Source organism: Streptomyces sp. CBMA156 (genome assembly GCF_014596515.1).
Lineage (GTDB): Bacteria > Actinomycetota > Actinomycetes > Streptomycetales > Streptomycetaceae > Kitasatospora.
The window spans coordinates 43,612-63,897 of record NZ_MSJQ01000291.1; the positions used below are offsets into that span (position 1 = coordinate 43,612).

Here is a 20,286-nt window from a genome sequence, read left to right on the forward strand (position 1 = left end):
AACAAGGAGCAGGAGGAGGGGTCATGCGCCAGGAACAGAGTGAGGAACAGCAGGTCAGGTTCGGATCTCGTTTCGCGCGGATGTTCGGCTACGTCACGCCGGAGGACCGGAGCCGATGGGAGCAGCAGCGGGCGCAGAACAAGCCGCACGCCAACGCGATCAAGCATGGCGCGAAGTCGTCACTGAGCTCGATGGTGGAGTTCGGGGAGCGCAACATCGGCGCGAAGCTCGACGCGGCCCACCGCGTGGCGGCGCAGCAGCGGTTCGAGGAGTCCCACAACAAGGTCGTGAACCAGCGCCACGATCCGTACACGCGGAACATCATCGAGTCGATCGACTATGAGCCCAAGGACGGCCGAGAGGAGATCGAGCCAGATCTGGAGCTCTAGTCGAATGAGTCGACATAAACGTTGTGAGTGCACTCGAAAAGCTCAACCACCCTTCTCGGCTCGTGCTTATCTTCGCTAGACTGATCTATAAGCGAAACGGCGGCGTGAACGGTGATAGGGGCAGGGTGTAGGCATGGAGACGACGAATCCGCGTGTCAGCAAGCGCGAGTTCATCTCGCGGGTCGCGACTCGTAGCGAGCTGCCGATCCGGGTGGTGAACAAGGTGTACGAGTCGCTGCTCGGTGAACTCACGGGGGCGGTCAGCTGCGGGGAGGCGGTCATGCTCACGAGCTTCGGCCGCTTCTACCGACAGGACCACAAGGGCCACAAGGTGCGCTTCGGCAAGAGCAACGTCGACGACTACGTGGTTCTGAAGTTCTCCGCATCGAGCAGCTTCAACCGCCGGCTGGGGGGCAACGAGGACGACATCTCACCGGATACCCACGGGGCGATCGAGGATGCCGACGAGTTCGAGAACATCACTGAGGATCGTGAGCTACGGGCCGCACCGTAGACACGAAGAACCGGCAAAAGTGAGAACCCCCGTGATGCCCAAGCAGGCATCACGGGGGTTCTCTTTCTGGCGGGACGAGCCCAGTTGCAAGGCTCAACTGTCGACGATGGCGAAGACCGGCACGAGCACGATGACCAGGACGATGAACATGCCGGCCTCTGCGAGGTACAGGCGAGGTACAGGTCACTCGAACTGGAAGTCAGGCTCGTTCGTGGATGACGTGTCGAGACTTCCGATCGAGCGCTGTCGGGGTCGCGAGGAACTTGCGATCGGCTCGCGCTGCGCAGCCAGCTCGGCAAGAGTGAAGCCCACAGGGCGACCCAGACGCTGGCCGGCCATGTAGTAGGCCTGCCCATCCGCACGTTCGCCAAGGGCGATGATCTCGCGGGTGACGGGCTCGCCCGGACGCTGGGGCGCGCGCTCCCGCCAGACGATCCGGTGCGAGGGCTTTGTACCCGGATCTGCGCCGACGTACGTGGTCTCGCAATCGGAGAGGTCGGGATAACTGGACATGTACTCCAGCGGGTGCGTACTCGGCGCGCCCTGCTTGATCCGGCCCAGCTGATTGAGAGCCACCCTCAGGAGCCGGTCTTCCGACCCATGAGGGTGCATCACCGCAGCGTCATGGAGCGCCTGGAGGTCCTGCTTGAGACCGGCCGTCGGCAGGAGTCGGATGAGAAGCCGACGCTCACTCATCACGCTTTCCCTGAGGGTCAGCACGATGCTCTTCCGCCCAATGCCGACCGAGCGGGCCGAGGCTCTCGGCGAGCTCTTCGACGGTCATGCCCGCCTCGCCGCTGGCGTCGGACTCCTGGATACGACGGGAGATCTCGGCTTGGAAAGCACCCTCAGCGCGGACGTGGGCCGCGTGGTCGTACTTCATGAGGCGCACGAACGCAGCGAAGGGGATGATCGCGGCCTCGGGCTTGTTGTCGTCTCCGAAGATCAGCGGCGTGACCTGGCCGCGGCGATAGAGGTTCAGGATAGTGGCGAGATCCTCGCGCCCGAGCTGATCGGCCGGGACGACATTGACGGGGAACCTCGGAAGGTCGGCGTCGGGAGTTCCATTGTCGTGGGCATTGCTGTTGTGAGTCATTCCTTCAGTCTACTCATCCTGAAATAGCTTGGTGTCGACTCGAATCCGACGTTTCTCGTCGAGTCACGATGGGTGGCAATTGATGGATCACTCCGTCTCCGATAGGCGGACCAGGAAGGAGAAAGAGGAGACCGCGCTGCAACCTCGCGTCGTGCAAGACCGGAGCACGGGTCCTGTTGGATGGGCGGTCGGGACGTCAGAAGTTCCCCTCGCCGACGTGCAGGCAGACGATGCCGAGTGAGCGCCACAGGGCCACCACTCGGTCACGGTCGTCCAGGGCCAGGAGGACGTCGCAGGTGTCACGAATGTGAGTGTTGAACAGCTCGCGCTTGACCACGTGGTCAAGCCGCCTGTCCCCCTGGCCACGCATCAGCAGCAGGGAATCGTCAGCCCACTCCCCCAGGTGCCGGCCCAGCCAGCGCCGGGTCGCAGCACGGACGCTGTACCCCCGGTCGTCACGTTCGGGTCGGCCGGAGCAGAAGATGATCTGGTGACCAGCGTCACGCAGCGCGTTCACCGTCTCGATGATCGGCAGGTTGGGAAGATCCCGGACCACCAGGCTGTACTCGTGATGGCCCCTCAGCATCGTGCCGTCGGACAGCACATTCTTGGCGACCGTCCCGTCGATGTCGACGATGACAGCCCGGGGCCGGCGCGGCGTCCCCATGGCCGCGAGTGCGTTCATCACCGGCGTTCCGCTCTGTGTCGAGGCTGCTACTCCGATCGGCCTCCGGAGGGGAGCTGAGAAGGGCTCGGGGACGACGTCGCCGACCATGGGGGCACGAATGAGTCCACTGCCCCGGACGATCCAGACGGAGCGGCTGGCCAGGGTGTGATCGTCTGCATCGAACAGCTTGTCGGGCACGCCGTTTTCAGGCATCGGCGGGCTCACCTCCGCTGGCAATGGGCCCCGGCAGCGCCGGGGCATCGAATGGCGGGGCTTCGATGGAGGGCTCGGCGCCCGTCAGCCGGACGACCTCCAGGACATGGGCCTCGATGTCGGCGCGGGCCTGGGCGACGACCTGCTCGCCGGCTTCCACCAGCGAGTCGACGGCGAACTGGGCGTTGCTGCCCACATGGGCGACGGCGTTCTCAAGCGCGCCGAGCGCTTCCTTGGTGGCCCTCACGCCCTTCTTCGCGTGGATCGCCTCGCGCAGCGCCGCCGTGGCCTCCTTGACGCGGGCGTACATCCGGTCGGTGACCTCCCGGACCTCCCGCAGGTTCTCGGCGGTACGGGGCTGATGTGGGATCTCGGGCACGAAGGCGTCCCGTTCAGTGCTCCGGATGGTGACCGGCACGCCACTGCCGAGACCCATGGAGGACACCAGTGAGCCCCACTGTGCAAGGCTCATCTCGATCTCCACGAGCTCCCTGCCCGGATGGACCCAGTCGTGGTTGAGGTCCCGCTTGCGTACGGCCTCGCGGACGGAGAGCGAGACGGTCTCGTTGTGGCGCAGGTCAGACTGGAACAGCGAACGCCCTCCTCCGCTTCGTCGCGTGACAACCGCAACGCCGAAGGCGGGGTGGATCTCACCGCCGCGCTCCGCGTCGATCGCTGGTTCCTGGGCCGGACGGCGGCTCATGCTGGCACCACCTCAGACGCCTCGATGCGCTGGGTCTGGTGTCCCCGGTAGAGCCTCGGGCTCAGCGCGATGCGGTAGCGGGTGAAGATGCCGCCCATGCCGGCGCCCCAGTACGACGAGTCGCGCAGCGGTCGCAGGGGGGCGCGCGGTCGCGCGGGCTTGAGGTCGATTCGCTTAGTCATGCTCATTCCTCGGTGGTGTACTTCGATGACGATGGCGTCGTCGCGGACGTGAAAGCGGAGGGCATCTCCGGGGATCGGCTGTGTACTGGTGAGCTCGTACGTCTCCCGGTATGCGTCGGTGGCCTCGACACACGCTTTGCTGATCTCTCCCCCGGCTGCGCCCCAAGGTCCGGAGGCGGAGATGATTCAGCGGTACACACTGTGGGTGACCGTCTTGAACGTGTAGTCAGCCATGGGACACTGCCGCCTCGGACAGGGCTTCCACGATCACGTCGATGTGGGTGAGGTGGATGCCGCCCGGGTAGCCTTCGACGGACACCACGGGGTCGCCGTGGCCGAGCGTCCAGGCCGGAGTACGCGTGACGGTCGTCAGGGCGCGGCACAGGTCCGCGTCGGCCTCGTCCAGGAATCGACCGTCCGCCTGCCGCTTCCGGACCGCGGCCGCGAGCGGGTGCTCTGGGCGGACACCGGGGTATGCGACCACCGGCGTGCCGATCGGGTGCGGGGCGTGCCACTGCTCGGCGTTCACGGGCTGTCCTCCTTGTTGTCGGCTGGCGGCCGGTGCGGGATGTCGATGCCTTCGCCCAGGGCAGGCTTGTTGTAGGAGTCGAGGACTGCTTGCCATTTGCGCCGGAAGCGGACGGCCCGGACGAGCGACCACGCGGTCGTCACGATCTGCGCGCACACCAGACCCGTCATCGGCGACGGCATCTCGCCCGCGACCACGAGCCAGACGCCATTCACGACCAGCGCTCCCGTCACGCAGCTCAGGAAGGCTTGGGCGAGCAGCCGGAGGAGCGGGAAGCGCGTCACGACAGTGCCTCTCCCGTCACCGGGACATCGCCGTGGCCGGCCGAGGGTGGGGATCCCCGTCGACCTCGGCGGTCGCTTCGCTGACGTACATGGCCAGGAAGCTGTCGTCGAGCGGATCGACGGCGTGCTTCTCGGTGAACTCGCCCTGGTATTCGCGGGGATCGCAGCCTCCGGGGTGGCTGCGCACCTTGCCGATGACGTCGGCGATCCATTCGAGCGTGTCTGCACCGGACCAGTCCGGCGAGGTGCCGATGCCGAGCGCGATCGCGTCGACTACGTCGGTATCGGTGAGGGGCGTATGGTCTCCGCTGCCGTTCGCGCGCGAGAGCGGCAGCTCATGGTCGGGGGCGAAGCCCATGGCCAGCAGCACGCTCTCGGGCAGCTTGTAGGCGTTCCAGATGGCTTGGGCCGCATTCGTCGGGCAGCCGCCGTTGGTGAGTCCGCCTGAGATGTAGATCCTGTAGTAGGCGGCAGTGAGGCAGGTCGTCTCTCGGGACTCGAGGGCCTTCTCGAGGTTGCCGATGATGGCGAGACCGGCGCGCCGGGCATACTCGATGAGTACCACACCATCCTCGCCGACGAGGTCGGCCTCGCTGTCAAGGCCCGTCAGCAGCAGCTCCAGCTCGATCTGGGAGTCGTCGAAGTTGAAGAGTGTGGGATCCTCGATCCGCTCCAGCAACTGGCGGCCGCGGTCGAAGTTCGGAGGCTCGGTATGTTCGGCCGGAAAGGCGATGGCGGCGATGAGCATGCTCGTGCCCATGGCGGTCTGCTCCTTCAGGATGGGGGAACTAGTGGGTCGTGGCGCCGACCAGCCCTGACGATCGCCCCTGCTCATCACGAGAAGAGCGACGTGATCGTCAGGATGGTGGGGCGGGCTGGGCCGGTGAGTGAAGGGGCTACAGGCGCCTGAGTGCTCGGCACCCAACCTGCAGTCAAACGGGATCGGCCGCTTACGGCCCCCGCGACAGACGCGGGGACTCACGGCATGCTCCAGGGAGAGCAACCTGGGATTCGTGAATCCGACCTCCTAGGCTGGCCTTTACACACCTCAGCCCGCGGGTTCCGGCGGATCAGCGCTTCAGAAATCGCGAACTGCCGGGGGATGGCCATTAGTCGCTCTCCTTTGCGGCGTTGCGCGGCTGGAGTGCGCCGTCGGGCTGATGCGGGCAGTTGGATGTGGAGTCTTCGAGTCCGAGAGCCTGGCGGGCGAGGGTGAGCAGGCTGTCAAGGTCCGGCCCCACTGCCGGGCGAATGGGCCGTTTGCGCAGCACGGGTACGTCCAGATCGACGCCCAGCAGTTGGCTGGCGTGCTCCGGGTCGGTTTTCACACGGTACGAGCTGGGTGTGATCCACCACGCATCGAATGCGTCGGCGGGACGCCCGGCACGTGGTTCGTTGCCCGCTTCGGCGACCCCAGGCAGGCCCAACGTCGCGGGCGCGGCCCGGTAGCGGGTGGTCTCCCCTGACAACATCGGACAGGCACGTACGCTGTACGCGAGGCATTCGGGGTGCATGCCGGGCTCAGCGGTGTACCCGACTCGTATATCGGCAGGCCGCACCGTGAGACAGATCCGCTCATCGAAGCGTTGCCCGCAGACTTGGCAACGCCGTTCGGCCAGTGCCCGGTCGCGTCGGTCTTTGTCGAGCGCCCCAAACAGGTACCGGTCACCAGCGTGAAGCGTGATCCACGGGACGACCAGGCCGCCCAGGGTTGGGCGGCCCGCGCACCGTGTCGGGACCGGCAGCTGTGTGGTCATCGGTCGTCTCCTTATGTGTCACGTGGGTGGGGTGGGCCGCCGTCATTGCCTGGCCAGCCGTGGGGCTACGACACGGACACGCCACACCAGCAGCGGCAGGTCTCCTCGTCGAAACGCGGCGCCTCGCAGGTGGAGAGCTCGCGGTTGTCGCGGAAAGCGGACCCGCCGCCACTCGGGGTGGTCAGTACTTCTGGCACCGGCGCGCGAGACGCCTGCAGTAGAGAAGGCTCGGCACGCGGTCGGACTTCCGCCGGTTGTGCTGGCGGCAGAGCAGCTGGCCGTTCCACAGTTCAGTCGGCCCGCCGCGGCTCCAGGGGTGTACGTGGTCAGCTTCGGTCCCCTCTGCCGGGCATCGGAACCACAGGGGCGGCGTGTGCTCGCACCGGCCGTTGGTCTGGTGGATGAGCTGCTGCTTCTGGCCCCAGCCGAAGAACCTGGTGGGGTCCCGCCAGCGCCGCGTGCGGCCGACGCCCATGGCGAGGCACAGGATGCCGAGCGCAGCAACGGCCAGGCAGGAGAGCAGCACAGTCGGGTCAGGCTGCATGGCATTCATTGCGGGTCGTTGCCGAAGGCGATCAGCTCACGTCTGGTCGCACAGGACAGGTTCTCGGAGCCGACGACCGTGATGAGACGGGTTTTGCCGAGGCGAAAGCTGGCCGTCCGGAGCTCACGATGCTCTGCGCCGGGGTCGGGCTCGGAGGCGATGCGGTGCGTGGGCTTAGTCGAAGGCTGCTTTCTGTACAGGAAGAGCGCTTGAGCCGGACACCGAACCGCCGAGGCGACCGCAGTCGCTCCTGGGCGGTTCGGTTGAGGACGTCCTCAGAAGTCGATGGAGTACTTCGGGCGACGGCGCAAGGTCACTGTGGCGGCACGCAGGTCCTTCTTGTCGTCGGGCGACCTGTCGTCCTCGTCACGGAGGTCGGTGAGCGTGAAGGCGCCGTCCGGGAGCAGGTAGCCGTCCTCAAACGGGACGGCGTCGCGCATGTGGAAGTGCAGCCCGATACTGGTGTCCCAGTCGTTGATGGTCTGCAGGCTGTCGCTGTTGAACAGATCGATACGACCGTCGAAGACGTCGGTGCCGCCGTTCTTCCAGGTGATGTGCGCCTCGATCCGCGAGCCGGCGCTCTCGCTGCGCTTGATGTTCAGGTCACCGATCACCTCAGCGAACAGCTCGCCTAGGCGCAGCTCGAAGGCTATCGCGCGCAGGTGGTCGAAGTTGATGTCGTACTTCCGGGAGAAGTCGACGATCTCGGCCACCTGCTTCTCGGTCACTCCGGGCACCTGGTCGCGCAGGTAGGTGGCGACTGTGTCGGGCTCGGGGTAGGAGAAGCGCATGTGGTAGTGGAAGCGTCCGGGGCGGTTGAGCATGTAGTCGTTGACACGATCCAGCTCGTTGACCGACAGGATGTAGAGGCGCTTCGTCGTGCTCAGCCCGTCGAACAGGCTCAGGAACTGGTTCTGCGACTCGTCATCCTCGTTCGAGAAGATCTTTTCGAACTCGTCGAAGACGACGACGACTTCGCCCAGCTCGTCGAGGAAGGAGGCCAGCCCCGGCGTGTTGTGCTGCACGAGCACGGTGGGCAGGTGGTGCTTCTCGCGTATCCGCTCAGCCAGGAGGCGGAGCATGAGGCTCTTGCCCATGCCCTTGTCGCCGGAGAGGATGACGCCGAGCGAGCGGTCCATGGCGGCGTAGCCGGTGACGATCCGCTGTACGCGGGAGACGTGACTGCCGTAGACGGTCTCTTCGGCGGATGCCAGCGGATCCGTCTGGCGCAGGCTGTAGCCGTCCATCGGGGAGAAGGAGATCGTGTAGGTGGCCACGGGCAGATCGGCGAAGGTCTGCACGGAGTCCCCATAGAGGCGGAACTCTCCGCCTGAGGAGACGATCGTGGATGCGGGCATGGAGAATTCCTCGCTTTCGCGGGAGCAAGTGGGTGGAGAGGACAGCGTGTGGTGCCGGGCCCGTTGTGGGCTCGCGGGTCTGTGCTCGGCTCAATGGGACAGAACCTCGGCGAGGAAGCTGTCGATGTCGATGCGCTCCGTCTCTCGACCCGCAGGGACGACCTCGAAAGTCTTGGCGAGCCATGCCCTGACAGAAGCGGCCGGTCCTTCGAGGCGGGCGTATCCGGCGGGGGATTCCAGTTCAATGCTGAAGCGGCGGCTCTGGTCGATCGGGGTGATCTTCACGTCTCCGGTACCGGTGGGTTCGGTGAGGCCCTGGTCGAGCAGGTCCCGAGCGAACATCCACTGGACCACATGGTCGGGCGTGACGTAGAAAGAGCAATGCACCGCGTAGGGGTCCGTGCTCTGGTAGTACAGCCGCACGGGGACCCATAAAGGCAAGTCCAGGTCGGCCATGAGCGACATGTGAGTCTTCAGTTCCAGTCCGGGAATGTCCATGGGTGGATTCCTGTTCTTCGGCGGCAACGCCCGGCGATACGCAAACGCGCTGTCCCACTGAGTTCGCGAGGGGGTGATGGCGGGCTCGGCTTGCTACGCCTGGCGTTCTGCTGGGACGTTGACGGCGAAGTAGCCTTCGCGGTGGAGGGCGATCTGGTCGAGGTAGCGCCAGGGTTCAGCGAGGTTCGCGATGAGTGATCCGCCGCACTACTTCGGGCCGGGCCGATCGGAGACGCTCTGTGAGCCAAGCCGGTTCATCATGAGATCCTCGGTCCTCCACACGTCACTCAGGGGTGTGCCGTGTGGAGGACCGAGGATCGCAGGTGCCTCTCGTCGAGAACCCGTCCCTTCGAATGGGGGCGGCGGTTGGTCAAACGGCCGCGGTGACCGCGGAGCGGTCGTCGGCGCTGCCGGGAGCAGCACTGTCGTCTCCGTCCAGGAGATCCGGATCGATGCCGAGGGCGCGAGCGGCGTTCCTCTTGTCGCGCTCGGTCAGAGCCGTCACGATCTGCTCGTAGCTGCTCTGGATCGGAGGGTTCTTCACGGCGCCGTAGCCGAGGACGTACTGGCTGTTCATCGCACGGGTGAAGGCGACGTAGAACATCCGCTTGGCGTCTTGGGTCATCTTCGGGTCCTCCTTGTAGAGGACGACGGCGTTGTCGAATTCGAGGCCCTTGGCGCCGTGGATCGTCGAAACGATCAGGTCGGCCTTGGACTCGAGGTTCTTGCGCTTGCGCTCCTGGTTCTTCTGCTTGTTGATGTTCAGCTTCTGCTGGTTCCGCTGGATCTCGAAGGAGAGGAGGTTGTCGCGCAGCCGGTCGAAGAACGCCTTGTGCGTGAGCGTGCCCTGGTGGCAGAGCGTGACCCAGCCGTTGATGGCCGTGCTGTTCTCGATCCACCACTCGGAGATCGTACGCAGGATCGCCTTCTCAACGTTGGCGTTGGCGGCGTTCTTCGTCAGCTTGTCCATGTTGTCCTTGATCCCCTGGGAGACCACGAACGCGGCGTTGTTCGGTGGCGCCTGCAGGACGTCGTTCCAGAAGAACCTGATGTACTTGGAGAAGATGTCCGTGGCGTAGGCGCGGTCGCTGACCAGAGAGGCGACCCGGCGGCCCGGGTAGCGCTTTTCGAGCACATCCTGGATCAGGGACACTTCGCGGCGCGAGAAGGCGAGGAACGCCACCTGCTCGCCCCGGTCCAGGCACTTGTCCACGTAGTCGGGGATGACCGTGTTGCGCACGATCGCCGGCAGGTCCTGGGTGACGAACCCGGTCAGCCTGGCCACCTCGCGGTACTCCAGAATGACCTTCTCCTTGAACGAGTCCGCCGTAGGCATGGCCAGTGAGTTCGCCTGCAGCTGGATGTTGGCGATCTGGTTGGTCTCCAGCCCGCCGAGCACGACGTTCGCGAAGTCCAGGATCTCCTGGTTGCTCCGGTAGTTCGTCGTGAGCTTGAAGGTCGCGAAGACTCCTGAACCCTCCAGCGTGTTGAGCGCGCGCGGGTTCGCTGAGCGGAACTCGTACAGCGTCTGCGAGGCATCGCCGACGATGAACAGGGACTGAGCGTGCTTGGTGATGTACTTCAGTACGTAGATGAACTCGAACACGCTGTTGTCCTGTACCTCGTCGATGATGAGGTACTTCGACTGCACGTGGGCCGGCTCGGCCATGTCGTCGATCTTCTGGTAGCAGATGATGATCTGCAGCTCCAGCGACGTCTGTTCGATGCGGTCGAGCAGGGATATCACCTCGTCGAAGTGGCTCTCGACAAAGGTGTTCAGGGCTGTGAAGGCACCGGTCCTGTTCTGGTCGAGCTCCAGCAGGCGGTGGCGGAACGTGGCCGCGAACTGACTGTTCGGGTAGAAGATGTCGATCGAGTTGATGATGGTGTCGATGGCCGAGACCTTGTGCCGCGGGTGGTTCATCGAGTAGATGTCGATGATCATCCTGGCGATCGTCATCGAGCCGACGTCGGGGTTCTTCTCCGTGATGTTGTCGGCCGCGGCGTTGGTGAACGACAGCACCGTAATGTCGGAGGCGGGGACTCCGCAGGCTTCGAGGTACCTGATGCGCTCGAGGATCACGGTCGACTTGCCGGTCCCGGCTCCCGCTTGCGTCATCACCAGCGGCTCGTGCGTGGTGAGCGCGTCGACCTGCTGCTTGGACAGGTAGGCCGGCAGTGCCGGAGGCGTGGCCGGCTGCGCGGGTACGACCAACTGGGCCTTCATCTGCCCCAGGTGGTCGAGCGTGTGGTTCATCAGCAGGCTGAGGTTCTGCTTCGAGAGCTGCGTGGCGATCCGGTCGGAGAAGGTTGCGTCGATCTGCTTGTGTATCTGGCGGTATGCCTCCAGCGGGACGTTGTAGTTCTCCAGGTAGCGCAGCTGGAGGGCGAGCATGTTCAGCTGCTCTTCCGTCGGGCGCGCGGGCATGTCCTGGATGTAGCGGCAGACCTCGTCGGCGATCGTCTCGGAGTCCCAGATCTGGGCCAGTCGCGCGATGCGCTCGTAGATCGGGTACTGCCGTATCCACTCGTCGAACTCATCGTCGAGGTTGGAGGCGGTCAGCCCGGCGGATGCGAGCACGTCCTGGACATAGTCACGGGCGTTGTCCAGCGGGCTGGTGTCCCACTGGACGAAGACAGAGGCATTGTGATTGCCGTAGCCGGCCGCGCGTGCCACTGCGGTGGCCCGTTCGGGCTCGGGAAGCCCCTTTTTGAAGAAGTACAGCTCCATCCGGTACTGGATGACGAGGTCGCGCGTGGACGTGCCGCCGGACTTGTCCTCGTAGAACACGAGCGCCTGCGGGGTCATGTCGAAGGCGACGTTCCAGTCGTCGAATCGGTTGGACGAGGTGTCGACAGCGAAGCGGTCGTCGGCGTGTGGGCTCGGCAGAGTGACGGACCCGCCTGCGTTCAGAGCACGGCGCGTGATCGGTGCCAGCGGGATCGATGTCGTGGTGATGTCGTGCTGCGTCGAGCTCTGCTTGACCTCGATGTCGGTGGCCTTGGCATAGGCGGTGTTGGTGGCAGTGTTGATCGGCAGCAGGGACTCGTTGAGCAGGCCTAGCTTCTTGCCGTTGCCGGTGAGCTTCGAGGAGAAGAACTTCGGGTCGACGGTCTTCTGCTGAGCAACGGCATTGGCCGAGAGATCGAGGTCATCAAGCAGGACAGGCATGTCGTTGCCTTTCTTCGGTGGTTCGAGAGGTCGATTGAGAGAGGACGAATCGCTTCACGCGGCAATTTCAACAAGAGGTAGACAGCCAGTCGAGTACTCGAAGACGGACGGGTGCATCGCGATAGGGCTGGATCCCGGGGGCAGGTACGAACATGGGCGGGGCTCTCCTCAGCCGGCGAGCCCCGCCCGCCCGCCCCTCAACCCACCCGTCAGGGGCCGTCAGGCCTCTGAATCCGGGGGTACGCGGCAAAGCCACGCCCCGAACGACCGCGCGTCACCCAGGCGCGCGGTCGTTCATCAGCAGCTCATCTCACTTCGATGGCGAATCACCGCGCCGGCCGGGACCCTCGACGGCGGCATCGCCGGCATCGAGATCCAAGGAACTGACAAGGAAGGCGCACCCGGTAAAGGGTGCGCCCGATGATCCGGAGGATCAGTCGGCTACGCGTTCAAGGTGCGACCAATGAACGACCCACAGTTCCTTGATGCCGTCAGAGTCCGGCTCGATCTGCTCGACCCACGCACCGCAGTCGGTGGCAGTGACGATGCCGTCGTCCGTGACTCCGCGACGACCTACGACCTTGAGCACCTCTGCGGTACGGGTGTCCCTCACCGTCATGCGCTATGGCACTCGTTCCGCTTCGTGATCACGCCTCCTCGTACGCGTCGGTGCTGACAGGGGTGTATCCCTCGCGCACGATGCGCGCGTACTCCGCATACGTCTTGCCGTCACATGACCAGCCGTTGACCACGGTGTGACCGGACACCCGCACCTGCGCTGGAGACTCAGCCAGGGAGTATCCCCCTCCCGGGTTCTGCCAGTACTCCACTTGCTGCCCTTTCGGGGACGTCGTGTTGAAAGTCCTTGTCCAGGCCATAACCGACAGAGACCTGCCTTTCTGAGCAGTGGAGGTGTGGGGATGAGGACGCCGAGGGCTCCCGCCCTTGAGCATCCGGACCGGGAGCACTCGTGTAATCAGGACAGCCGTTCAGTCGTCGGACAGGGATGTCGAGGCTGTGCCACCGGTCTGGGCAGCGAGCAGGTAGTCCTCGATCCAGGTGCGAACAGCCTTGCGCGCCGGCCGCGCGCCCTGGGAGTCCACGTAGGTGGCCTCTTCGATGGCGCGCAGCTCGTCGTCAGGTATCGCCACGGGCAGCGCCTGGGCCAGCCGCGGCTTGGCCTCGGCGATCCGCTCACGCTGCCGCGCGTAGTCGGCGGCCGTGATCAGCCGGTAGGTCTGCCGGTCGATGGGGTTGAATCCCACGATCAGTGAGAACCGGCCCAGCAGCTCGGCGTCGAAGACCTGCGCCAGCGCCTTGTTGAGGCTCTGGTTCGAGACGGTCTTCGTGATGTTGCTGAAGCCGACCATCTTGCCGTCGAGCGAATCACGGGCGGCGTTGGTCGTGCAGATGACCAGGGCCTTGGAGAAGTCCAGTATCTTGCCGTGGGCGTTGCGGATGTAGCCTTCGTCGAACGCCGAGAGGAACAGGCGCTGCACGGCCTTGTCGGCCTTCTCGAACTCGTCGAGCAGGATCACCCGGTGGGGGTTGGACTCCAGCGTGTCGAACGGGAGCTCCTGGTTGGAGTCCGATCCGACATAGCCGGGAGGTGCGCCGATGATCTTCGAGGTCGACCACGCGCTGTGGAATTCGGTCATGTTGAGGATGATCGGCTCGCTGCTGGTCGTCTCCTCCGCGATGATCTTGACCGCCTCGGTCTTACCCACACCCGAGGCCCCGGCGAACAGCCACGTCGTGGGTGTCCTCTTCGGGAACAGGGCGAGCTCTTCGCGGGCCAGACGGTCCGTGAGCTTGGCGAGTACGTCGTCTTGGCCCTGCAGGCGGCTGGTGAGCGTGGCGCTCAGCACGGCAACGTCGAGATCCTTGCGCTGGGCGTTTCCGGTCATCAGGCGCTTGGCCACATCGAGCACCCGGGTGTTCGTCAGCGGCACCTGCGGCATGGACCGCAAGGTCTGCACAAGTGCCGTGTCGCCGGCGACCTCGGCCTGGACGATGAGCTTCTTCTGCTCCAGGACCCGATCGGCCATCGCCCGGTCGAGCAGCGTGATGGCGTTGTCCGGCCGGTGCTGGCCAGCCCGGGAGTTGGCTTCGGCGATCTGCACCACCGAGGCCAGGACGTCGTCGGAGACCCCGATCTGGTGATGGTAGTGCGCCATCAGGCCGGGACGGACCGTGGTCATCACAGCCAGCGTCTGCTCCACGCTCAGTTCGTCGACGATGAGCCGGGTGAAGCGACGGGCGAAGGCCGGATCCTCGTCGAAGGCCCGGGACTCGGTGCTGGTGGTCGCACCGATGACGGACATGTCGCCGCGCGCCAGGGCCGGCTTGAGGATCTGCGAGATCTTGCGGCCGACGGCGTCGCCATGGCTGCCGGACCCTCCGGTGATCTGGTGGATCTCGTCCATGAACAGGATGGCCTTGTTCTTGGGGTCCGAGGCGAACTCGACGATCGCCTTGACCTTCTCCTCCAGCGAGCCGACGATGCCGGTCCCGGCGATGATGTTGGTGATAGGCAGCTCGTAGATCGTGTAGTCCTTGAGCTGGTCGGGAATGAGGGTGTCGCCGAGCGCGATGCGCCGGGCGATGTCCTCGACGATCTTCGTTTTGCCGACGCCGGCGGAACCGACCAGCAGCGTGTTGGGCTTGGTCTTGCTGATGATGACCGAGAGGACCTGCCCGATGAGCGTGTCACGGAACATGGTCGGATCGGCGTTCTTGAACTTCTCGTTGTAGTCGACGAGGAGCTCCTTGACGTCATCGGCGCTGCCACCGCTGGACGGCAGTCCCCCGAACGGGAACTGCGGAGGGAAGCTGCCGCCACCGCCGTTGCCCTTGTCGTCGTCGGAGCCGCCGGGCGTGAAGTTGCTGAGACCCACCGGGTCCTCCTTCGGTGCGGGTCGCTCGGCGTGGTGGCGCGCTCGGTGGAGGCGCCACGGTGTCCCGAGCAGGGATATGGATGAGTGAGAGGGGAGGCAGGGGTCGTCAGAAGCAGTGCTGCCGTTGACAGATTTCGAGGAGTGGCGTGGTCAGCTGACCTCGATATCGCCTGGCACGGTGGTGGGCCCAGGTTTGGTGAGCATGTCGGCAACCTTTTCGAAAGCCGCGATCGCCTTGCGAAGATCAGCGACGATCTCCGCGGCGATGTCGGCCGGGTTTCCGAGTTCTTCCGCATCCCGAGCGTGGATGTCACGCGCCGGCCAGAGTAGCGTTCGATTTCAGCACGGGTTATGCAGCGTTGAAGCTCCCGATGACCATGCCGGACGGCCCCTCGGAATTAAGCTCCTCGACCTTGGCGTTGGACCGATCGAGGCGGAACCCCCGCAACGGCTTGTCATTGAAGCATTGAATCGATGCCAGTGCGGGGTCTCTGCTGGGGCCACCGCAGACGGTACGCAGCGCCTCGTCTTCGTTCTCGGCACGGACGACGACGGCGTCATACTCGTCACGCCCCCAGCCGTCCGTGCGGGTGACCTGCCACAGCTTCATAGTCTTCAGTCTTCTTCCGGGTTTGCGGTCAGCTTGACTACTCCCTGAGTGACGAACCACTCGACTCACCTGTGGCAGGCCCGGGGACGGGCGCCTCGGCAGCGCCAATGGGAAAAATTCGACACCGTCAGTCTTCGTCCACCGGCCACCGATCGTTCGAGGACCTCGTTGACCCGTTGGTCCAGGGTGGGCACCATGCGGGAGCCGACCCGTATCAGGCGATGTCCGTCAGCCTTGGCGCGGTCTGATAGAGCTGCGGGTAGGGATTTGGGCGGATGAGAGAGCATCAGGGCCATCACGAGCAGTGCCAATAAGAAGAGTTGGCCAGCACCGCTCGTGACGGATTTCGAGGACCCGCGGGGTCAGACGACCATGCCGAGGAGCCTCTGCCGAATGCTCGGGTCGATGTGCTTCATCGAGTCGGCGTAGCGCTTGGCCAGGTTCACCATCGTCGACCAGTCCATGGCGGAGCACGGCGCGTAGTACAGGTTCTTCGGGTGGTCCTGACGCTTGGACGGCGGCGACCACTCGAAGTCGGTGATCATGAGCGAGAGCCTGCGCTGGCGCACCCGGCTGGCGTTGATGTACTGCCAGATCTGCATGTACTCGGTTCCGCCGGACACCTTCGGGATCCTGCGGAACTCCTTCCAGATCTGAGCCGTCGACTTGTTCTCCGTGCGCAGCATCACCTCCTGGGACAGGAAGTGGCTGAACGAGTTGAAATACAGGTTGATGTTGAGCTTCTTGGCGATCCGGATGAGCATCATGACCGCCTCCTGGTAGTTCTCCTCGGAGATCGAGCCGGAGGTGTCGATGTAGATGTGGAGGTCGGGCATGTACTGCACCGAGGCGAGCCTGCCGGGCTTGTTGAAGTCGTCCGGGTTTCGACGGTTGGCCTTGAGGAAGGTCGCCTTCGTCGTGCGGAAGATGTTCTGCGACTTGTTGACCTTGCCCATCCGGCGCAGTACACGGGTGATGTCCTTGAACAGGTCCAGCTTGCTCGGCGGCTGCTTGCGGAACGCCACCTGGGCGCTGCGGCCGCCGGGCTGTCCCGGATGCTGCCTGGCTACCAGAGCGGCGGCCCTGGCGGCGGCCCGTGGCAGCGACGTGAGCTTAGACAGCGACGTGTTCGAGACGACCTTCACCGGCGAAGCCAGCGACTGGTTGATGAGGTTCCACTCTCCCGTGATCTTCGCCGCGGTGGCCCGGGCATGGGCCTCGACGTTGACGAGGACAAGGGAGCGCGGGCAGAACAGCTCCCCGACCGTGAACGGCAGGACGCCGGTGTTCAGGGTGGTGTTCTGCTGGCTGGCCTGCGCCCGCTGCTGCTCGACGTAGTTCATGAGCATGTGTACGAGTACGCGGGCGAAGGAGTGCTCGTCGTTGGCGTCGGAGTCGTCCTTGCGCACCAGCAGCGACTCGGTGAGCCCCTTCAGGGACAGGGCCGTGAAGTCGGTGAGCAGCTTGGTGGTGGCCGGCGGCAGCGCACTGGCCATCGTCTGAGTCTGCTGGGACAGCCAGGTCTTGAAGCCGTCGAACGCCGCGGAGGACTGGAACCAGAACCCTAGGGTGTCGGGATGGAAGGTGTAGGCGACGGAGGCGAAGAAGGCGCTCTCCTCGCCGGTCCCCGCCAGCAGGGCCTTCGCGGCCGGCAAGACATCGGCCTGCGCGGTGTAGAGCACCCGTGGGGAGGGTGCGGGCATCTTGTTCTGCTGCCCGGCCTGGACGGCGAAGAGCTCGGCAACCGGCAACGGCGTGCCCTGGTCGAAGTTGATCAGGGTCTGCCCGAGCACCTCCTTGACCGTCTGCTCGCTGGTCACGTCCAGCGTGTCGCCGAGGCAGCTCAGGACCAGATCCGGGATGTCCCCCGTCAGATCAGCACCCTGGGCGTCGGTGATGCTCGCCGGGGCGTTGGGGTTCAACGGCTCGAGCAGCGGGTCGACGAGAGTCTGCCGGAGAACCGGCATCGGGTCGTAATCACCGGTGCACGAGATCGTGTGCAGTGCGTCGAGTACAGCCGGCTTCTGGTTGGTGACGGTGATCGTCATGGGTCGTGGCCTCTCTCTGAGGACAAGGCGGCGCCCAAGCGCCGCCGGTGGTGGGGAGGTGCAACAAGGGCGGCAGGCCGCAGCGGCCCCCACCACCGGTGATCGATCGATCAGAGGAAAGCCGAGAGGACCGGCTTGGCCTGGTTGACGATCGGAGCATCGATCCCCATGAACGCCTCCAGGTTCTGGCGGTCGATCTGCTGGCTGGTCACCATCTCGATGAGCGTGCGGGTGTGCTCCGGCTCGATCTGGGTGATGGCCTGGGCCAGCTGCTCGATGAGGCGCGCGTTGTCCTTGCTCTCCTTGAGTGCGTACAGCAACGACCCGGACTTCTCGTTGTCGGTCAGCGTCGCGACGAGCACGGACTGAGCGGTCACGGTCGCTGCGGCCTTGAGGCTCTGATAGCAGTTCGGCTTCGGGACGTTCACCCGGTGCTGCTGCACACCTCCGGCATTGCTCGCCAGGTCCTGAGCGATAGTGGCCACGAGCTGCGTGGTGAACACGGTGTCCCCTACGTAGGCCTCGATGGCCTCGTTCAACAGCGAGGTCTCGCGGTCCCCGATCTGGATCGGGGTCGCCAGGTAATGTGCCAGTTGCTGCGGGTCGGCCACGTTGAGCCACTCCGACAGGTTGTCGATGGTACGCGGCGTGGTGAGCTGATTCATCTCCTCACCGCCGTCGAACAGCTCGGCCATCGTGACGTTGCCGTCGTCGTCGTCCTGGCCGTCGGCGACGATGGCCGTGGGCGTCGACTTCTGGAAGATGAGCCCGGGGTACTGCGTGAGCACCGTCTTCACCCAGGGATTGATGTTGTCGCCGAGGACGGACATGAGGGTGGCGGCATCGGGCTCGACGTGGAAGATCGCGAAGCGGGACAGGCTTGCCTCGTCGAGCGAGGTGACGTTGCCCTTGTCGTTGCCGGCCACGACGATGCGGACGTTCTTGGGCAGCTCGACGTCACCCATCTTGCGCAGGGTCACGAGCGTCAATGCACCGGAGGTGACGTCGGAGGTGGTGCGGTTGATCTCGTCGAGGAAAAGGAGCGGCCACTCGCGCGGATTCTTCTCGGCGTAGTCGATGCACTCCTGGATCACCTGGTGCGGGTAGAAGACCTGCTTGTAGCTCTGTGTGCCGTCGCCCTTGGTGTACGGCACCAGACGCGCACCGGTGAGGTCGGCCTTGTCGGCGAGCTGGTTGCACGGCAGCGTGAATGCCTGCGTGCCCATGGAGTAGGCCAGGGCCTGCACGAAGCTGGACTTGCCGATGCCGGGCTCGCCCATGAGGGCGGGCGTCGCGCCGACCTCAAGGGCCTGCTTGATGAGGGTCGTCAGGGTGTCGTTGAACTTCATGTCGTTGTCTTTTCTGTATGTGGGAGAGAACGAAATGACGGAGGCCGGCGCTGCTGCCCTCGGCGATGCCGAAGCCGCATAGGCCGTGAACGGTCCTGTGGCACGAGCCGAGCCGTCGGAACCCTGCTGAGACTGGCACTCCAGCCATGGGTCGCGATGGAACCCCGCTGCACATCGCCACCCGATCGCGCTCCGCGCGATCCAGCACTGGTCTCACCTGTCATCGGCCCCGCCACAGCAACCGTCACCCACCCCACCCGCTGCCAGAAGCAGCGGACAGGCCAGGAACAGAAGCAGCAAGAAGAGGAGGAGGTACCAAGCGTCAGTTGGCTGACGAGGAGCGGGCCTCTCGGTCGGCCACGAGTGCAGCCGCCCGATCGAGGAGGAAGGGCCGGCCGTTGCGCCGCTCGCTGTGCTTGGGGCGCGCGGGGATGACGTCGAGCGCCGCCTTGTAGAGCAACCACGCGGTTTCGCCCGCCGAGTACTCGACTCCGAGGGCGCTGTAGGCGCGCAGTTGCGTCCGCATCCAGCCGTGGAGCGACGCGAGAACCGAGAACTCCCAGCGGGACATGTCGTGGTTGAAGTCGCCAGGGTCCCGGAGCTGGTGGCGTGCTCTGGCCAGGGCCTGCTCAACGATGGCCTGCGAGTACGGGATGTCGGGCATGTCCTCGGCGGTGTCTACAACTGATGCGGAAGCACCGGAGCTCTCGCTGGCGTTCACGGCCAGCTGAGCATAGAGGTCCTCGATGGAGGCGAAGGTCGGCGCGGTAGTTGCTGCGTTGCCACGGGCGACGATGTGAGCGGGCACCGGCTGGCGGGTGAAGGTCGACCAGTGGTCCAGGAGCAGTTCGTACCATCCGTGTTCCTCGCGCAGGACGCGCTTGTCGGCAGCTACAGGGAAGTCGTGGAAATTCTTCGGCAGCGGCATGACGAGATGGAAACCCCGGCCGGACATCGACAGCTCCGAGTAGAGGCTGGCCGGCAGCCGTAACAGGTCCGTGGCCACAGCTGGTGGGCAGTCGGCCTCGATATCGAGGACGAGCACCCCGTCTGTCTGGGCCTGGAGGTAGAAAGCGGTGTTCGCGGCATTCGGAATCGCCGTGGTGAGTTCGTCAAGGGTCAGCAGGCAGGTCTCGTCCAGGGCGAAGGCTCCGCGTAGTGGGCCGGCGTGCTGGCAGCTGGACGAGCAGCCGTCCAGCAGATGGCGTACGTCGATCGGTACCTTGCGCTTCGGCGGCCTGACGGGATCGCCGGGGGTCTCCTCCCCGATCTGTCCGGAGATGGTCCACCGACAGGCACCGGCGAGCGTGCGGATCGCGGGGTTGCCGTAGAACTGCGGAAACCAGGCATGAGGGTCGACTGGAGTCATCATGGGACGCGCACTCTCGATCGGAGGAGTCAGGAGGAGAGGGGAAAGACAGGACCCCCGTACGGCACGGATGCGAGTACGGGGGCCTCATCGGTAGTCGACGTGGA

Annotated in this window: 21 protein-coding genes; 2 read left to right on the plus strand and 19 right to left on the minus strand. The window is 65.0% G+C overall.

What is annotated here, in order from left to right; genetic code table 11:
* The first annotated feature begins 23 nt into the window (after positions 1-23).
* Together BU198_RS25145 and BU198_RS25150 are read left to right on the plus strand one after the other, a co-directional pair.
* Positions 24-389, plus strand: a complete 366-nt coding sequence (locus BU198_RS25145) for a hypothetical protein (protein WP_188299140.1) — start codon at positions 24-26, stop codon at positions 387-389.
* 133 nt (positions 390-522) lie between these two features.
* The gene (locus tag BU198_RS25150) at positions 523-903 is read left to right on the plus strand and encodes an HU family DNA-binding protein (protein ID WP_188299141.1); all 381 of its coding nucleotides are present in this window, start codon (positions 523-525) and stop codon (positions 901-903) included.
* Between the two features lie 183 nt (positions 904-1,086).
* Here the strand turns inward: BU198_RS25150 and BU198_RS25155 are convergent, their stop codons facing one another.
* The 19 genes from BU198_RS25155 to BU198_RS25245 all read right to left on the minus strand — a co-directional run bounded on the left by BU198_RS25155 (position 1,087) and on the right by BU198_RS25245 (position 20,182).
* Positions 1,087-1,599 carry a hypothetical protein gene (locus BU198_RS25155; protein ID WP_188299142.1) on the minus strand — a complete coding sequence of 171 codons (513 nt, stop codon included), beginning with the start codon at positions 1,597-1,599 and terminating at the stop codon, positions 1,087-1,089.
* Positions 1,592-1,999: a hypothetical protein gene (locus BU198_RS25160; RefSeq protein WP_188299143.1), complete on the minus strand. Its 408-nt coding sequence runs from the start codon at positions 1,997-1,999 to the stop codon at positions 1,592-1,594. Before BU198_RS25160 ends, BU198_RS25155 begins: the two co-directional genes overlap by 8 nt.
* Positions 2,000-2,195: 196 nt before the next feature.
* On the minus strand, positions 2,196-2,879 hold the full coding sequence (locus tag BU198_RS25165; RefSeq protein WP_188299144.1) for a hypothetical protein: 684 nt from the start codon (positions 2,877-2,879) through the stop codon (positions 2,196-2,198).
* On the minus strand, positions 2,872-3,582 hold the full coding sequence (locus BU198_RS25170; protein ID WP_188299145.1) for a hypothetical protein: 711 nt from the start codon (positions 3,580-3,582) through the stop codon (positions 2,872-2,874). The genes BU198_RS25165 and BU198_RS25170 overlap by 8 nt, the downstream gene beginning before the upstream one ends.
* Positions 3,579-3,764, minus strand: a complete 186-nt coding sequence (locus BU198_RS25175; protein WP_188299146.1) for a hypothetical protein — start codon at positions 3,762-3,764, stop codon at positions 3,579-3,581. Before BU198_RS25175 ends, BU198_RS25170 begins: the two co-directional genes overlap by 4 nt.
* 226 nt (positions 3,765-3,990) lie before the next feature.
* The gene (locus BU198_RS25180) at positions 3,991-4,293 is read right to left on the minus strand and encodes a hypothetical protein (protein WP_188299147.1); all 303 of its coding nucleotides are present in this window, start codon (positions 4,291-4,293) and stop codon (positions 3,991-3,993) included.
* Positions 4,290-4,577 carry a hypothetical protein gene (locus BU198_RS25185; RefSeq protein WP_188299148.1) on the minus strand — a complete coding sequence of 96 codons (288 nt, stop codon included), beginning with the start codon at positions 4,575-4,577 and terminating at the stop codon, positions 4,290-4,292. Before BU198_RS25185 ends, BU198_RS25180 begins: the two co-directional genes overlap by 4 nt.
* A 16-nt stretch (positions 4,578-4,593) precedes the next feature.
* Positions 4,594-5,337 carry a hypothetical protein gene (locus tag BU198_RS25190; RefSeq protein ID WP_188299149.1) on the minus strand — a complete coding sequence of 248 codons (744 nt, stop codon included), beginning with the start codon at positions 5,335-5,337 and terminating at the stop codon, positions 4,594-4,596.
* Between the two features lie 349 nt (positions 5,338-5,686).
* On the minus strand, positions 5,687-6,334 hold the full coding sequence (locus tag BU198_RS25195; RefSeq protein WP_188299150.1) for a cell envelope biogenesis protein OmpA: 648 nt from the start codon (positions 6,332-6,334) through the stop codon (positions 5,687-5,689).
* Positions 6,335-6,515: 181 nt separating this feature from the next.
* Positions 6,516-6,887, minus strand: coding sequence for an HNH endonuclease (locus BU198_RS25200; RefSeq protein WP_188299151.1), 372 nt, complete (start codon positions 6,885-6,887; stop codon positions 6,516-6,518).
* A 266-nt stretch (positions 6,888-7,153) separates the two neighbouring features.
* On the minus strand, positions 7,154-8,236 hold the full coding sequence (locus BU198_RS25205; protein ID WP_188299152.1) for an AAA family ATPase: 1,083 nt from the start codon (positions 8,234-8,236) through the stop codon (positions 7,154-7,156).
* 90 nt (positions 8,237-8,326) lie between these two features.
* Entirely contained in the window at positions 8,327-8,734 is a 408-nt protein-coding gene (locus BU198_RS25210; protein WP_188299153.1) for an SsgA family sporulation/cell division regulator, read from the minus strand.
* A 370-nt stretch (positions 8,735-9,104) separates the two neighbouring features.
* Positions 9,105-11,906, minus strand: a complete 2,802-nt coding sequence (locus tag BU198_RS25215; protein ID WP_188299154.1) for a UvrD-helicase domain-containing protein — start codon at positions 11,904-11,906, stop codon at positions 9,105-9,107.
* Between the two features lie 433 nt (positions 11,907-12,339).
* Positions 12,340-12,525, minus strand: a complete 186-nt coding sequence (locus BU198_RS25220; RefSeq protein WP_188299155.1) for a hypothetical protein — start codon at positions 12,523-12,525, stop codon at positions 12,340-12,342.
* A 370-nt stretch (positions 12,526-12,895) separates the two neighbouring features.
* Entirely contained in the window at positions 12,896-14,803 is a 1,908-nt protein-coding gene (locus BU198_RS25225; protein WP_188299156.1) for an AAA family ATPase, read from the minus strand.
* Positions 14,804-15,152: 349 nt separating this feature from the next.
* Positions 15,153-15,413 (minus strand): hypothetical protein, encoded by a 261-nt coding sequence (locus BU198_RS25230; RefSeq protein ID WP_188299157.1) that lies wholly within the window; start codon positions 15,411-15,413, stop codon positions 15,153-15,155.
* A gap of 362 nt (positions 15,414-15,775) precedes the next feature.
* Positions 15,776-17,461, minus strand: coding sequence for a hypothetical protein (locus tag BU198_RS25235; RefSeq protein ID WP_188299158.1), 1,686 nt, complete (start codon positions 17,459-17,461; stop codon positions 15,776-15,778).
* A gap of 110 nt (positions 17,462-17,571) precedes the next feature.
* Positions 17,572-18,810: an AAA family ATPase gene (locus tag BU198_RS25240; RefSeq protein WP_188299159.1), complete on the minus strand. Its 1,239-nt coding sequence runs from the start codon at positions 18,808-18,810 to the stop codon at positions 17,572-17,574.
* 322 nt (positions 18,811-19,132) lie between these two features.
* On the minus strand, positions 19,133-20,182 hold the full coding sequence (locus tag BU198_RS25245) for a hypothetical protein (RefSeq protein WP_223244911.1): 1,050 nt from the start codon (positions 20,180-20,182) through the stop codon (positions 19,133-19,135).
* Positions 20,183-20,286: the final 104 nt, after the last annotated feature.